General features: G+C 45.8%; 13 protein-coding genes and 1 tRNA gene. 13 read left to right on the top strand and 1 reads right to left on the bottom strand.

All coding sequences use genetic code 11. The features are described 5' to 3' along the window. The first annotated feature begins 189 nt into the window (after positions 1-189). Positions 190-1296 (top strand): DUF362 domain-containing protein, encoded by a 1107-nt coding sequence (locus GPK88_RS09630; protein WP_173762295.1) that lies wholly within the window; start codon positions 190-192, stop codon positions 1294-1296. Between the two features lie 540 nt (positions 1297-1836). Here GPK88_RS09630 and GPK88_RS09625 read toward each other — a convergent pair. Continuing rightward, positions 1837-2424, bottom strand: a complete 588-nt coding sequence (locus tag GPK88_RS09625) for a cytidylate kinase-like family protein (protein WP_021650917.1) — start codon at positions 2422-2424, stop codon at positions 1837-1839. A gap of 299 nt (positions 2425-2723) precedes the next feature. Between GPK88_RS09625 and GPK88_RS19140 the strand changes: the two genes are divergently transcribed. From GPK88_RS19140 to GPK88_RS09570, 12 genes are all read left to right on the top strand, one after another. After that, on the top strand, positions 2724-2855 hold the full coding sequence (locus GPK88_RS19140) for a hypothetical protein (protein WP_256442569.1): 132 nt from the start codon (positions 2724-2726) through the stop codon (positions 2853-2855). A 39-nt stretch (positions 2856-2894) separates the two neighbouring features. Beyond that, on the top strand, positions 2895-3125 hold the full coding sequence (locus GPK88_RS09620) for a hypothetical protein (protein WP_173762289.1): 231 nt from the start codon (positions 2895-2897) through the stop codon (positions 3123-3125). A gap of 165 nt (positions 3126-3290) precedes the next feature. Beyond that, complete coding sequence (locus GPK88_RS09615) at positions 3291-5336, top strand: M28 family peptidase (protein WP_244092708.1); 2046 nt, start codon at positions 3291-3293, stop codon at positions 5334-5336. Positions 5337-5356: 20 nt separating this feature from the next. Continuing rightward, positions 5357-5992, top strand: coding sequence for a GNAT family N-acetyltransferase (locus GPK88_RS09610; RefSeq protein ID WP_118070498.1), 636 nt, complete (start codon positions 5357-5359; stop codon positions 5990-5992). An 11-nt stretch (positions 5993-6003) separates the two neighbouring features. Beyond that, positions 6004-7680, top strand: coding sequence for an alpha-glucosidase (locus tag GPK88_RS09605; RefSeq protein WP_173762294.1), 1677 nt, complete (start codon positions 6004-6006; stop codon positions 7678-7680). 122 nt (positions 7681-7802) lie between these two features. Continuing rightward, entirely contained in the window at positions 7803-8615 is an 813-nt protein-coding gene (locus GPK88_RS09600) for an FAD binding domain-containing protein (protein WP_173762293.1), read from the top strand. Next, complete coding sequence (locus tag GPK88_RS09595; RefSeq protein WP_173762292.1) at positions 8612-9082, top strand: (2Fe-2S)-binding protein; 471 nt, start codon at positions 8612-8614, stop codon at positions 9080-9082. Before GPK88_RS09600 ends, GPK88_RS09595 begins: the two co-directional genes overlap by 4 nt. After that, entirely contained in the window at positions 9079-11373 is a 2295-nt protein-coding gene (locus GPK88_RS09590; protein ID WP_148446410.1) for a xanthine dehydrogenase family protein molybdopterin-binding subunit, read from the top strand. The genes GPK88_RS09595 and GPK88_RS09590 overlap by 4 nt, the downstream gene beginning before the upstream one ends. Further along, positions 11370-12401 carry a DUF6077 domain-containing protein gene (locus GPK88_RS09585; protein ID WP_148446409.1) on the top strand — a complete coding sequence of 344 codons (1032 nt, stop codon included), beginning with the start codon at positions 11370-11372 and terminating at the stop codon, positions 12399-12401. Before GPK88_RS09590 ends, GPK88_RS09585 begins: the two co-directional genes overlap by 4 nt. 9 nt (positions 12402-12410) lie before the next feature. Then, the gene (locus tag GPK88_RS09580; RefSeq protein WP_148446407.1) at positions 12411-13184 is read left to right on the top strand and encodes a hypothetical protein; all 774 of its coding nucleotides are present in this window, start codon (positions 12411-12413) and stop codon (positions 13182-13184) included. Between the two features lie 176 nt (positions 13185-13360). Then, positions 13361-13432: transfer RNA gene (locus tag GPK88_RS09575), tRNA-Arg, on the top strand. 57 nt (positions 13433-13489) lie between these two features. Further along, entirely contained in the window at positions 13490-14410 is a 921-nt protein-coding gene (locus GPK88_RS09570) for an SH3 domain-containing protein (protein WP_244092709.1), read from the top strand. Positions 14411-14529 lie beyond the last annotated feature (119 nt).

Here is a 14529-nt window from a genome sequence, read left to right as displayed (position 1 = left end):
AGACTGCTGTGTCGGATAAAATATCCTTTTTACCGGGAAACCGGTAGAGAGGGTATTTTTTATGATTGTGATGACTGCTGTATTTGTCGGCTGTTTTGTCTGGCTTATCTGATGATAAAAGCTTTGCAGGGTTTTGATGTGGATCTGGATCAACATTCACATTGCAGAAAGAAAGGAATTTTGATAATTATGGATAAAAATCAGATTTTTATTACCAGTGGTACGGAATATAAAAGAATGACAAAGGAGCTTCTGGAAAAAGCGGATCTTCAATCTCATATCGGGGACAGAAAGAAAAAGATCGGGATTAAGCCGAATCTGGTTTCTCCTTCAGAGGCTTCCTGGGGTGCAACGACTCATCCGGAAGTGGTTGCAGGAATTATCGAGTATCTGAAGGAGCATGGCTTCCGGGATATGGTGATGCTGGAGGGATCCTGGGTAGGAGATAAGACAAGGGAGGCTTTTGAGACCTGTGGCTTTGACAGGCTTGAGGAAGAGTATCAGGTGCCGTTCTGGGATATGCAGAAGGATAAGGGTATTTCTGTGGACTGCGGCGGAATGGAGCTGAATGTCTGTGAGCGGGTAAAGGAGCTTGATTTTCTAATCAATGTGCCGGTTCTGAAAGGCCATTGTCAGACAAAGATCACCTGTGCCCTTAAGAATATGAAGGGGTTGATCCCAAATAAGGAAAAGAGACGGTTTCATTCTCTGGGGCTTCATAAACCCATTGCTCATCTGAATATGGGGATACAGCAGGACTTTATTGTTGTGGATAATATCTGCGGGGATCTGGATTTTGAGGATGGCGGAAATCCTGTCGTGATGAACCGGGTGATGGCTGCCTGTGATCCGGTTCTTGTGGATGCATATGTGTGTCAGATGATGCATTATGAGGTAGCTGAGGTTCCTTATGTGAAGCTGGCAGGTGAGCTTGGCGTGGGCTGCTCAGATATTTCCAAAGCAGATGTCAGATTTCTGGAGGATGGTGCGGATCAGAGGATGCCGGTATCCAGAAAGGTTGTGGAGCTTGCGGATGCCGTGGAGGAAGTGGAATCCTGCAGTGCCTGCTACGGGTATCTGATCCCGGCATTGGAGATGCTGAAGGAAGAGGGGCTTTTTGAGAAGCTGGATGAAAAGATCTGCATCGGACAGGGGTATCGTGGTAAGACGGGAGTGCTTGGTGTGGGACACTGTACCTGTAAGTTTCAGAATTATGTGGAGGGGTGTCCGCCGTTGGAGGGGGATATATATGAGTTTTTGAAGGGGTATATTGGTGAACGGACGCCGGGGAAGTGACAGTCCTCCGGGCCGGACTCCGTCGGGGGATGCTGCTAAGGTTCCGTGAGCCGGCTAAAACCATTGCGGAAGGGCCCAGAACTCGCCTTCGGCTCAAACAGCTGGGCCCTTCCGCAATAACGCCGTCTCCCGCAACCTAACCATCATCACCCCTCCTCCGTAGCAGCTCGGAGGACTGTCACTTCCCCGGCTGACGTTTCAGCCGGAGAGGTAGAAGCGGACGCGTGGTGTCCTGTTCTTACGTTTTGATGAGTTGAGCGTCCGCAGTTGGAGGTGTGGGAAGGATACGTCTTCTTGTTGAAAGGTGTTATGCCGATGAGATCGGCACAGCCTGGCGTTTTAAACAAACGCAGAATCCATCGCCCTGTCAGTAACGTAACATGACCAAAACGTACGATTTCTAGCGGGGCCAGAGGGAAGGGGTGCAGGGGAGGGGAAACGGCCTTTCGCAACTACGAGTGCTTCCCCCCCTGCGGTTTCACTTACGCTTCCAAAGCGTAAAAACATTTTTCAGAAAAAAATTTTCAGAAAAAAAGAATCCTAAAGACATCTCTTTACAATCTCAATAATCTGCTCCATAGAAAACCGGCTGCTGTCAATACAGAGATCATACTGTGTCATATCCAGCCATTTGCTGTCTGTAAAGTATTCATAGTAAGCCTTTCTCTCTTTATCCATTTTTTTGACCAGCTTCCGTGCGCTGGCTTCTTCTCTGCCGGTACGGCGTATCACATTCTGAACTCTTTCCTCAAAAGGTGCATGGATAAAAAGTTTAAGTGATTTATCCTTCAGGATATTGGTCGCACAGCGGCCGACAATTACGCAGTCCTCTCTCTGCGGAAGGGACAGGATGATCTTTCTCTGGAGATCATAGAGCACATCGTTCATTGGTACAAAAGAGAAATTATCTGTAAACTGCAGCTCACTGTCAACGGGAAATACCCACTGACTGGCTTTTTTCTCGTCTACCTTTGCCAGGGTGTCGAAGGGGATATTGTTTTTCTTGGCAGCCATGTCGATCAGTTCTTTATCATAAAAACCGATGTCCAGGTTTTCAGCCAGAGTCTTGCCGATAAGGCGTCCGTTGCTTCCAAACATACGATTGATGGTGATAATACGTTTTGCCATAAAGATACCTCCTTTATTTCGGACCGGAAGCAGGAATATCTGATTTCCGGTAGTTTTTCTTACTTCTTTTATAACATATTTCAGTAAAAAATACCAGAAAATAATACATAATATTTAAAATAATATTTAATATATACAAAAACGACGGTAACAGACAGAAAATATGATTAATTATCCGCATTTACATGTGAAAAATATCATACCTTTTTCACAGATCACACAAAGTCTTTACACATTTTTCTTTTAAAATATTTTTAAAACAGAGAGAACATACATAACATATTTGGAGATTAAGGAAAATGAAACGACGGCGTAAAAGGCTTATGGTGATCATCCCGGTGGCGACTGTCTGTGTGGCAGGTGCGGGAACTGTGGGATATTTTAAAGTGGCGCATACGAAGCCGGCGCAGAAAACAGCAGCGAAAACGTAATCGGCGGAGGCGAAAAAAGGGAACCTTTCCAAGACAATTGTGGGTACCGGTAATCTGGACCTGGCAGAAAATGCGTTTACAGAGCTCCTGATGGAACGCTTTGAGCAGGACGAAGATGCTTTTTCCATTGTGGATCAGTCAGAGATCATGGAAGCCATGTCCGGTGTCACCAACACCATGTCTCTGATGATCGGTGTGCTTTTTGGTCTGTATCCGGCTAACAAGGCAGCATCCAGGAAGCCTATTGATGCGCTTCGGTATTCCGGTTAAAAAGAAATTATAATAACGTGATTTGTGAGATGGATTTTTCCGTCAGAACAAATCGCGTTTTTTTTATCTGGAAATCCGCACATTGATAAGGTATAATCTATAACAGTTAGAGGAATATCTCTGCCGGGAGGACGGAACTGCCGGCAGGGAACTGCCGAGAAAGGGATGACAGTAAATTTGAACATCGTGGAGAAATGTGTTTCATGCCTGGATGTAAAAGAATCCTATGATCTGGCCAAGCGCATGGAACAGGAAAAAACAAATCCGGTTCTGGGATACCGCACCGCAGGTTCCCTGGCAGAACGGAAAACCGGAGATATGCTTTTAAAAGAAATGAAAGAAGCAGGCCTCACCGAGGTAGAGAAAGACAAGATCCGTGTGGATGCATGGGAATTTAAAAAAGCGGTGATGCGCTACCGTGACCAGGAGGGAACCGTGCATGAGATCCAGCTTGGTGCATACCAGACGGATTTTAAGACCGATGACTTTCAGAAATTTGACCTTGTATATCTTGGAAAAGGTACTGCTGACGAATATAAAAATATCGATGTAAAAGGAAAGCTGGTTCTTATCGAGATCAACCAGAGAGAAGAGTGGTGGATCAATTATCCGGTGTATCAGGCTCACTTAAAAGGCGCGGCAGCTCTCATTGCCGTACAGAGCAGAGGGTACGCACAGATCGACGATACGGCTTTGAATGCACAGGACATTGCAGGACCTTCCAGTGCTCCGGCTTTTTCCATGTCCAGAGCAGATTTTCTTAAGATCCGCCGTCTGATGGAAGAAAAAAATGAGGACGGAAAGAAGATTCCGGAGATTTCCGTGGAATTTGACGCGGACACAGAGGTGATTAAAGACCAGTATACCTATAATATTGTAGGAAAAATCCCGGGAACCAGTTCCGATTCCATGATCCTTTTAAGTGCCCATTATGATTCCTATTTTGAAGGATTTCAGGACGATAATGCGGCCGTAGCAATGATCATCAGAATTGCCCGGGCACTGATCCGCGGTGGATACAGACCTCGCCATACCATTGTAGTATGTGCGCTTGCAGCAGAAGAATGGGGGATTTCTGACACGAAATATGACTGGTCCACAGGCGCTTATCGTCAGGTGTTTGAGGCAAGACCGGAGTGGCCGGGACACGTGATCGCAGATCTGAATTTCGAGCTTCCGGCTCACGCACACAGTACCAGAGACGCAATACGATGTACCTATGAATATGCGGATTTTGTGCGTAGCTTCGTGGATACTGTGCAGATGCCGGAGGGGATTTATCCGGAGGGTATGACTACACTGTATCCCATTGAGACCTGGTCGGATGATTTTACCATGGCGATTTCCGGGATCCCGTCCATGGTCAATGATTTCAGCGGTGGTCCGTTTATGGAAAATTATTATCATTCCCAGTATGATAACCAGGATGTTTATGAGGAAGAAGTATATAAATTCCACCACGAATTTTATCTGAGGCTCCTTCTTGCTATTGACAGTCTTGCACTGCCGCCGATGGATTTCGGACGGGCACTGGCCGGTAGTATTGAGAGCTTGGATCTGGATCTGTGTATGCAGACCGGCGCCAACGGTGTTCTCCTTCTGGAAAAAACAGAAGAAGCGAAAAAAGCAGCTGCCATTCTTTCAGAGCAGGTGCGCCGCTTCAACAGCATTCCGGAAGAAAAACGTGACTGGAAAAAAGCCGATGCCATCACCGAAAAGCTTCTCGGTGTATTTCGGAAATCCCAGGATTATCTGGTGCGTCTGGACTGGGATGACAATGTGATCTTTCCCCAGCAGGCCGTACAGAACAATCTTTATGCACTGAAAGAAGCCATGGAATATCTGGAAAAAGGAGAGATTGCGCCTGCGCTGGAATCCTTTTACAGTATTGATAATAATTGTTATGCATTTCAGTTTGAACGGGAAGTTTTTTATCATTTTACAGAATATATCATGAAACAGTCTCCGGACCGTCTGATGTGGGGAAAAGGCAGGATCATCCATCATGAGAACCTTTATGATCTGGTGGAAAGCCTGAAGGAAAAGAAACCGGGTGACAGTCTGGAGGCAGAAAAACAGAGCCTGAAAGAAGCCTGGGATAGGCAGAAACATTGCTATGTGGATGATGTTGAATATCTGATCCGCGCAGCGGAAAAACTTACAAACCTGATCTGCGAGGTCAGCGATATGTTTGAAAAAGGAACAGAATAAAACCATACCTGGAGGAAAGAATGGAAAGCCATAATTTATACCGAGTGAAAGAAGAAGATCTGGACAGGTTGATCCGGATATTGACCGTATGTTTTTCGGAGGATCCTCTGTATCATGCACTGATCCCAGACAGGGATACCAGAGAACGTCTGATGCCGGAGCTTTTTACCTGTGATCTTACGGAGTTTTTTGAGACCTGTGAGATCTATGCAGACAGCAGTGAGCTGAACAGCATCCTGGTAGTATCCGACGGAACGGAGCATGAAGCAGCCTTACATAATCTGATGGTGGATTTTTTTGCCCTTCTGAAAACAGATGGCTATCTGATCAAAGAGGATCCAAGTCTTGCGACCCTGCGGAAATTCATCCAGGGAAAAGATTATCTGAATTCCAGCTGGACTTCCCAGCTTCATACAGCAGAAAGACTTCATGTGATCTATCTGGCTGTGGCGCCGAAGATGCAGCATCATGGTCTTGCTGAGAAGCTGATGGATGAGGTGATCGATTATGCGGACAGGCATAAGCTGATGATCTCTCTGGAAACCCATAATCCGGCAAATGTTTCCATGTATGAGAAATTCGGATTTAAATTATACGGCATTGTACAGAAAAAAGGATTTGATCTGAAGCAGTACTGCATGATCAAACAGGCATAGGAGGAATTACGATGGAACGAAAATGGTGGCATGACAAGGTGGTATATCAGATATACCCCAAGAGCTTTTATGATTCCAACGGAGATGGGATCGGGGATATCCCGGGAATCATCAGCAAGCTTGATTATCTGAAGGAACTGGGAGCAGATATCCTCTGGCTTTCCCCGATCTATAAATCTCCTCTTGCAGACCAGGGATATGACATTGCAGATTATTATGCGATCGATCCGCGGTTTGGGACCATGGAGGATATGGACCGGCTGATCGCAGAAGCGAAAAAAAGAGAGATGTACATCCTTATGGATCTGGTGGTAAATCACTGCTCCGATGAGCATGAGTGGTTTCAGCAGGCCATTAAGGATCCGGACGGAAAGTATGGAAATTTCTTTTATATCCGGGACAAAAAGGATGACAAGGCTCCCTGCAACTGGAGGAGCTATTTCGGTGGTCCGGTATGGGAAGAACTTCCGGGACATCCGGATAAACAGTATCTCCATGTATTCCACAAGAAGCAGCCGGATCTCAACTGGGAGAATCCGGAGGTAAGAGAGGAAGTCTACAAAAACATCCGTTGGTGGATGGAAAAGGGGCTTGGAGGATTCCGTATTGATGCTATTATCAATATCAAGAAGAAGCTTCCGTTTTCCGATTATCCTGCCGATCGTGCAGACGGGCTTTGCAGTATCGAAAGGATGCTGGAGGAGGCAGAAGGGATCGGAGAATTCCTGGGAGAGATGGCAGAAAAATGCTTTCATCCCTATGATGCTTTTACTGTAGGAGAGGTCTTCAATGAAAAGGAAGATGAGATCAAAGACTTCATCGGAGAAAACGGATACTTTTCGTCTATGTTTGATTTTGAGGAAACCTGTTACGGAAAGAGCGAGGATGGCTGGTATGCATCCAAACCGTACCTGACCCCGGAAGAGTACAAGAAGTGTATTTTCCATACTCAGAAAAAGATCGGGGATACCGGTATGATCTCCAACATTATTGAGAATCATGATGAGCCAAGAGGTGTCTGTCACTATATTTCTCCGGAAGACCGCTGTCCGGATTCCAGGAAGCTCCTGGCAGGTGTTTATTTCCTGCTGAAGGGAATTCCGTTTATTTATCAGGGGCAGGAAATAGGTATGGAGAATATGGAGTTTACTTCTATGGACCAGATCGATGACATCAGTACCATCGATGAATACCAGGTAGCGCTCCGTGCCGGATGCAGTGAAAAAGAAGCGCTTGATGCTGCTTCCGCATTTTCCAGAGACAATGCCAGAACTCCGGTACAGTGGAGCGCAGAGAAAAATGCGGGATTTACAGAAGGAGAGCCGTGGCTTGGTGTCAATCCCAATTATAAGGAAATCAATGTAGAGACCCAGTTAACGGACAGTGACTCCCTCCTTTCTTTCTACAAAAAGCTGACTGCACTGAGAAAAGCTCCGGAATATAAAGAAACGCTTGTATACGGAACATTTGCTCCATATCAGGAAGAACAGAAGAATCTGATCGCATATACAAGAAACGGTGAGAAAAATCTTCTGATCCTGGGAAATATGCAGGCACAGTCACAGAAGGTATCTTTGCCGGGAGAAGTAAAAGAGGTGCTTCTGAATAATCAGAAAGCTGTGGAGATCACAGAAAAAGAGATCATTTTGAAACCGTATCAGTTTATCGTTCTGGAGACCGCTGTCTAATGCGGCGTCAGAACAGCAGAGAAAAAAACAATAGCTATTTAGCGGACAGTCTGTTAAAATAAATGTTCGGCTGAAAAAACAGCCGTAAAGAAAGAGAATGAGAATTCAGAAGGGAATAAAGTATGCTGAAGATAAAGAATTACGTAAAGGCAGAAAGCCTTGAACAGGCATATGAACTGAACCAGAAAAGAACAGCCTGTGTGCTGGGCGGTATGGTCTGGCTGAAAATGGGAAACCGGAACATCATGACAGCCATTGACCTGTCAGGTCTTGGGCTGGATACTATTACAGAAACGGAAGACGCATTTGTGATCGGCTGCATGACACCACTTCATGCGCTGGAAACCCATAAAAAGCTGAATGCCTATACAAACGGTGCTATCCGGGAAAGTGTACGGCACATTGTGGGTGTGCAGTTTCGAAACTGTGCCACAGTGGGCGGAAGTATTTTCGGAAGATTCGGATTTTCCGATGTACTGACCATGTTTCTGGCGCTGGATACCTGGGTGGAGCTGTACAATGGCGGAACCATTCCGCTGGCACAGTTTGCATCCATAGAAAAGGATAACGATATCCTGGTAAATATCATTGTAAAAAAACAGCCGCTGAACAGTGTGTACTTAAGTCAGCGGAACAATTCCACAGATTTTCCTGTGCTCACCTGTGCGGCCGCTCTTATTGGCGGAAAAGCAAGAACTGTCATTGGGGCCAGACCCGGAAAAGCAATGATCGTGGAAGATGAAGAGGAAATCTTAAAAGATTTTGTACAGATGAATGCACAGCAGAAAAAGGATGCAGCAGCATCTTTTGCCGCATATGCGGCGGAACATGTTTCTACAGACAAGAACATGCGTGCTTCAAAAGAATACAGAAGTCTTCTTGTGAAAGTCCTTACAAGAAGAGCCTGGGAAGAGATCGGAGGGAGAGCAGAATGAATATCACTTTCTGGCTGAATGGTGTAAAACGGCAGGCAGAGGTACGTCCGGATGAACTGCTTCTGGATTTCCTGCGGAAAAACAGCTGTTACAGCGTAAAACGTGGCTGTGAGACTGCAAACTGTGGTCTCTGTACTGTGCTGATGGATGAACGTCCGGTACTGTCCTGCTCCATGCTAGCTGTCCGCGCAGACGGGAAACGGATCGTGACTCTGGAGGGAATGCAGGAGGAAGCAAAGGAATTCGGCGCTTTTATGGCAAATGAAGGAGCAGAGCAGTGCGGCTTCTGCAATCCGGGATTTATCATGAATGTATTTGCCATGTTAAAGGAACTGGAAGATCCCACAGAAGAGGATATCCTGGAGTATCTTTCCGGAAATCTGTGCCGTTGCTCGGGATTTGTGGGACAGACCAGAAGTATCCTGAAATTTCTCGACTATAAAAAAGGACAGGAGGAAGGAAAATGAAATACGTAAACAAGCCGGTGCCAAAAACAGATGCAATGTCGCTGGTAACCGGAAAACCGGTCTATACCGATGATCTTGCACCTTCTGACTGCCTGATCGTCAAGATCTTAAGAAGTCCTCATGCCAATGCTTGGGTGGAAGAGATCAAGACAGATGCTGCAAAGAAGATCGAGGGGATTGCCTGTGTTCTGACCTATGAGGATGTTTCCCACAAAAGATTTACTCTGGCCGGGCAGACAGCGCCTGAGATCAGTCCATGGGATCGTTATATCATAGATAAGCATGTGCGTTTTGTAGGGGATCCGGTTGCCATCGTAGCCGGTGAGACAGAAGAGGCAGTAGATAAAGCCCTGAAACGCATTAAGGTAAAATATCGTGTGGAGGAAGCAGTTCTGGATATCCACACAGCCAAGGATAATCCCATTCTGGTGCACCCGGAGGATGACTGGTATATGCCGATCCCGGCCGGTGGAGATAATAAGCGTAATCTCTGTTCCTCCAATGTAGAAGAAGTGGGTGATGTGGATGCCATGCTGGAAAAATGTGCGTATACAGTAGACCAGGTTTACCACACAAAGGCAAATCAGCAGACCATGATGGAGACCTTCCGTACCTACTGTTATATGGACCATTTTCAGAGACTGACGGTGGTTTCTTCCACTCAGATCCCGTTTCATATCCGAAGGATCGTAGGAAATGCGCTGAACATTCCGTCTTCTAAAGTTCGTGTGATCAAGCCTCGTATCGGAGGCGGCTTTGGTGCAAAACAGTCTTCTGTCAGTGAGGTTTTCCCGGCACTGGTAACATGGGTTACCGGGCGTCCGTCCAAGATCGTTTTTTCCAGAAAGGAATCCATGATCGCGTCTTCTCCGCGTCATGAGATGGAAGTCCATATCCGTATGGGTGCAGACGAAAACGGCATTGTAAAGGCGATCGATCTTTATACTCTTTCCAACACCGGTGCCTATGGAGAGCATGGGCCTACAACCGTAGGACTTTCCGGCCATAAATCCATTGCGCTGTATCGTCATACGGAAGCCTACCGTTTTGCCTATGACGTTGTTTACACCAATATGCAGGCAGCTGGCGCATATCGTGGCTATGGTGCCACACAGGGTATTTTTGCTGTGGAGTCCGCAGCAGATGAGCTGGCTCATAAGATGGGTATGGATCCGGTAAAATTCCGTGAGCTGAACATGCCAATGGAGGGAGAGGCACTTCCGGGATATCCGGATGTACCGATCAACGGCAGCTGTACCATGGATAAATGTCTTGCCCGTGCAAAGGAAATGATCGGATGGGATGAGAAATATCCGTTCCGTGATATGGGTAACGGCAAAGTACGGGGTGTCGGCATCGCCATGGCCATGCAGGGCTCATCTATTGCAGGGATCGATGTCGGCGGAGCAGACATTAAATTAAATGAGGATGGTTCCTATACCCTGGCACTTGGCTGTTCTGATATGGGAACCGGCTGTGATACCATTCTTGCCCAGATGGCAGCAGACTGTCTGGATACAGATATGAAAAATATCGTGGTATTCAGTGTGGATACAGATATTTCTCCTTATGATTCCGGTTCTTATGCATCTTCTACAACCTACGCTACCGGAAATGCCGTGATCCAGGCATGCGGAGAACTCAGAAAGAGAATCCACGCTTTTGGCGCACAGATGCTTGGGGTATCTGCAGAGGATTCTGATTTTGACGGAGAAAAAGTCCGCACAGAAGACGGAAAAGAGGTAACGCTGCAGCAGATCGCAGGAAAAGCAACCTGTGGAGTCTGCAGTGAGCTTCAGGTTGTAAAAGAATATTCTTCTCCGATCTCTCCGCCACCGTTTATGGTAGGTGCAGCTGAAGTGGAGATCGATAAGGAAACCGGACAGATCGATGTCGTTGATTATGTGGGCGTGATCGACTGTGGAACCCCGATCAATCCAAATCTTGCCAGAGTGCAGGCAGAAGGCGGTATCGGTCAGGGTATCGGAATGGTTCTGTATGAGGATATCCAGTATACAGATAAGGGAAAGATCCGTAACAATTCCTTTATGCAGTATAAGATCCCCAACCGTATGGATATTCCGAAGGTACGGATCGAGTTTGAAAGCAGCTACGAGAAGACAGGTCCTTTCGGTGCAAAATCCATTGGTGAGCTTGTGATCGATACACCTTGTCCGGCCATTGCCAATGCGGTTTATAATGCAACAGGTGTACGTGTCAGAGAGCTCCCGATCACTCCGGAAAAAGTTGCGATGGGAATTCTTGAGCAGGAAGCCGGAGAGAAGAAATGAATATGGTGATCAAATGTCTGCTGGCAGCTTTGTGGCTGCTGGCAGTTCCGTGGGCAGCCGGAGGGACAGTCTTTTACAAAAGTAAAAAGAAATCCATGGGCATGTATCTTCTTGCCGGGTATCTTCTGATGTTTTCCGTTGCGGAACTGATGATACTTCCGATGATGTGGGCAAAACTTTCGCTGCATATTCTGGAATACAGTTTTGCGGGAGTTATGGCTGTGGCAGCTGTGGCAGGATTTATTTTTATGTGCAGAGAAAAACGTATGTCCGGAAACGGTGAAAAAAAACACATGGAAACATCGGTATATTTCTGGATTGCGGCAGTGCTGATCATTTTTCAGCTGGCGGTTGCATCATTTCTGGCACATATGGATGCCGACGATGCTTTTTATGTGGCAACTGCCACAACGTCTGTACATACAGATACGATTTTTTCCATAAATCCATATACCGGTTATGCATATGCACATCTGCCAAGCAGATACGTTCTGTCGCCGTTTCCGGTGTTTCTTGCAGTGGTGAGTTCTCTCTGCGGATTTCATCCGGCGATTGTGGCACATATGATATTTCCGGCAGTATTTATTTTTATGGCTTATGTGGTCTTATATCAGTATGCAAAAAAATGGTTCCCTGAACAAAAGAACGCCAGGGGAATTTTTATGATATTCTGTGCAGTATTGATCTGGTTTTCGGGATATTCCATTTATAATTCAGAAAACTTTCAGATGATTCGTATCTGGCAGGGAAAAGCCTGCCTGGCTTCTGTTTTTCTTCCATTGCTTCTGTATCTGGGTTGCTGCATTATTCTGGAGAAGCAAAGGGAATATACGTGGCTTTTGCTTCTGATGGCAGATATTTCCTGTTGTCTGCTTTCTTCCATGGGGATTATTCTGGCATGTATCATGCTGGTGGTTCTTATGGTGATGGGACTGGTGCGGTTTCGAAGCCTTGAAAAAGCTGCATGTACGGCACTGTGCTGTCTGCCATCCCTGATTCTGGGAGCAATATATATTGTGATCCGATAGGAGAAGAGAATGAAAGAAATCGTTACATGGGCTGTTACCATATGGGATATGTACTGGGGCAATGGATGGGTACAATATCTGCTGGCGCTTAGTGGAATTGGTATACTGATTCTGGGAAGAAAGAAAGGGATCGCACTCAGACTGTTTTTTTATACGGTTCTTCTGCTGGGGTTGTTTTTCTGTCCTGTATCCGGACGCGTGATTATGCGTTGTATAGGAGAGAGCGTATACTGGAGAGTTCTCTGGCTTTTGCCTACAGTACCTGTAATTGCAGGCGGTTTTACAGAAGTTGTGAGCAGGTCGAAAAATGGAATTTTGCAGGCAGTTCTGACGGCGGTTCTTGTGGGGGCAGTCGTTATTTCCGGAACAGGCATGATAAAAGCTGGGAATTTTGAAAGAGTTTATAACCATCGGCAGGTTCCGGATGAAATTGCAATGATTTGCAACAAAATCAATGCTGACAGAAACAAAAGGGAAGTAAGAATTGCAGCAGATGAATATGCGGCATCTTATATCCGGGTTTATGATCCGTCACTGAAAATGGTATATGGACGAAGAGGATATGGGGCTGCGGATAAAACTATAAAAAATCTGTATAAACAGATTACTTCCGAGATTCCGGATGGAAAAACAGTATCCGATCTGGCGAATACTGCAGAATGTACCTATGTAGTTATGGTACCTCCGAATGAAAAATTTCTTCAGGATATGGAGAATGGAGGGTACCGTATTCTGGATACGGTGGATCTGTATTATATTTTTGTATGTGAGCAGTACAGATAAAGGATTTCAGGCGTGGATATCATTGCAATCTGCGCCTGAAATAACACAAAATGTATAATGAATGTACACTGTTCAAAAAAATCTTTACAATTTCAGGCTTTTGTGCTAAAATCAAAGACAGTGTAAACCTACTTTGATAATTTCATACCTGATTTAGAAGTTATGTTTTTCATTATGCACCTGTAGCTCAGTGGATAGAGCAGTGGTTTCCGGTACCATGTGCGGGGGTTCGATTCCCTTCAGGTGTGTTACCCGGGACAGTGGGAATTGTTCCGGCGTGTTGTTATGATAAGGAGGACAAGAACTTGGATGATTTCAGAGAATGGTTATCAGATAACCTTCGCTATTTTATGCTAGGCGGAGCAATTCTGGTGATCGTGCTTGTTCTGATCTTTGGCGTCCGCGCCTGTGTTGGAGGTAAGAAGGGGAATTCCAATGAAGATCAGAAAACAGCCCAAAGTAACCAGGAAAATGATCCTTCTTCTCCGGCAAATGATGGGGAGACAGACGAGAAGAAAGACGCCAGTCCCGCGACAGATACGAATGCGGAGACAACCATGGAAAAAGCCAGCACGGAAGTAACCGAGCTGATTCAAAGCTATTATAAAGCTTTTGGGGAAAAAGACATTGCAACACTTAAGACGATTGAGGACGGATTTACACCGGCCGATGAGTCACAGATTAATTCAAGGGATTATATTGATGGGTATGAAGTACAGGATGTTTATGCGAAAAAAGGATTAACGGACGATTCGTATGTCGTTTATGTGGTCTTTAATTATATCTGTACAGGTATTGAGACTCCGGTTCCGGCGCTGAGTCAGTTTTATGTAGAAACGGACAGTGACGGCAGCCTGAAGATCAAAGGTGGTGCTGATGAAGATGCAGATATCAGTGCCTATGTAAAAAAACTGGAATCTGGAAAAGATGTGCAGGATCTCATCACAAAAGTAAAAGCGGATTATGAAGCAGCGCAGGCGAGTGATTCGGCCTTGGCAGAATTTCTTCAGGGACTTGGTGATGATGCAAGTGCTTCCGCAGATGTGGGAACAGTACTTACAGTTACAGAGGACTGTAATGTTCGTGCTTCAGCAGATTCAGAGGGTGAGGTTATCGGTGGACTTTCTGCAGGAACGGAAGTTGAGAAGAAGGGGCAGGAAGGCGACTGGATACAGGTTGATTATGATGGACAGACCGGATATATATACAGTGGTCTGTTAGAGTAGTAAGGGTAATAAAAATGCAGGTTCTTTCTGGAACCTGCATTTTTTGAGTTTGCGCGCCATGGGCGCGCTCTAACGGGTGTAAGTCCCGAACATGCCCAGATAGTGGGAAGTGTATAGCT

This window comes from Blautia sp. MCC269 (genome assembly GCF_018785655.1).
Lineage (GTDB): Bacteria > Bacillota > Clostridia > Lachnospirales > Lachnospiraceae > Blautia_A.
The sequence above is the reverse complement of the archived record's forward strand: the minus strand, read 5'-3'. Positions and strand labels throughout refer to the sequence as shown.

Excerpts from the sequence above, each read along its gene's own strand:
- GPK88_RS09605 (WP_173762294.1), top strand. The coding sequence starts at position 6,004 with ATGGAACGAAAATGGTGGCATGACAAGGTGGTATATCAGATATACCCC.
- GPK88_RS09615 (WP_244092708.1), top strand. The coding sequence starts at position 3,291 with ATGACAGTAAATTTGAACATCGTGGAGAAATGTGTTTCATGCCTGGAT.
- GPK88_RS09630 (WP_173762295.1), top strand. The coding sequence starts at position 190 with ATGGATAAAAATCAGATTTTTATTACCAGTGGTACGGAATATAAAAGA.
- GPK88_RS09585 (WP_148446409.1), top strand. The coding sequence starts at position 11,370 with ATGAATATGGTGATCAAATGTCTGCTGGCAGCTTTGTGGCTGCTGGCA.
- GPK88_RS19140 (WP_256442569.1), top strand. The coding sequence starts at position 2,724 with ATGAAACGACGGCGTAAAAGGCTTATGGTGATCATCCCGGTGGCGACT.
- GPK88_RS09595 (WP_173762292.1), top strand. The coding sequence starts at position 8,612 with ATGAATATCACTTTCTGGCTGAATGGTGTAAAACGGCAGGCAGAGGTA.
- GPK88_RS09590 (WP_148446410.1), top strand. The coding sequence starts at position 9,079 with ATGAAATACGTAAACAAGCCGGTGCCAAAAACAGATGCAATGTCGCTG.
- GPK88_RS09600 (WP_173762293.1), top strand. The coding sequence starts at position 7,803 with ATGCTGAAGATAAAGAATTACGTAAAGGCAGAAAGCCTTGAACAGGCA.
- GPK88_RS09580 (WP_148446407.1), top strand. The coding sequence starts at position 12,411 with ATGAAAGAAATCGTTACATGGGCTGTTACCATATGGGATATGTACTGG.
- GPK88_RS09625 (WP_021650917.1), bottom strand. The coding sequence starts at position 2,424 with ATGGCAAAACGTATTATCACCATCAATCGTATGTTTGGAAGCAACGGA.
- GPK88_RS09610 (WP_118070498.1), top strand. The coding sequence starts at position 5,357 with ATGGAAAGCCATAATTTATACCGAGTGAAAGAAGAAGATCTGGACAGG.